At 30.4% G+C, this 434-nt stretch carries 1 protein-coding gene; it reads left to right on the top strand.

Annotation, left to right across the window (positions count from 1 at the left end):
- The first annotated feature begins 10 nt into the window (after window positions 1-10).
- Window positions 11-151, top strand: coding sequence for an IS3 family transposase (locus tag LQ611_RS14305; protein WP_119475548.1), 141 nt, complete (start codon window positions 11-13; stop codon window positions 149-151).
- Window positions 152-434: the final 283 nt, after the last annotated feature.

The raw sequence follows: 434 nt of genomic DNA, 5'->3' as shown, positions 1-434 counted from the left end.
GACAGAATTCATAAATACTACAAGATTCTATACGATAGAACAATTAGAAATTGAATTAAAAATGTATATAAACTGGTATAACAATGAAAGAATACATGCAGGATTAAATTATCAAACGCCAACCTCTTATAAACTTATGAATTCTGTCTAAGTTTTTGTTGACATACCAAGATTCTTCGAGTAGGTAGGGAGAATGTGAGATATTCGAGAAGATGTGAGTTAAAGTTGGAGTAAACCCACGAGATTTGAAAAGATGTGAGTTAAAGAGTGTAAATGTCAACGTAAAAATGTACATAATTGATTGTTTAACAATGTACAAAATTGATGTTATGTCTTGTCACAAGAGTGTAAAATAAACTGTGTAAGTAGAGAACGTACGACTCTACTTCACAGTTTATTTTTTATATAATCTAGCGCGCTATCGCTTACTATAT

It is taken from the genome of Mammaliicoccus sp. L-M44 (assembly GCF_022386355.1).
GTDB lineage: Bacteria > Bacillota > Bacilli > Staphylococcales > Staphylococcaceae > Mammaliicoccus > Mammaliicoccus sciuri_A.
Note: the sequence above shows the minus strand (reverse complement) of the source record. Positions and strands in the feature narration are given on the sequence as shown.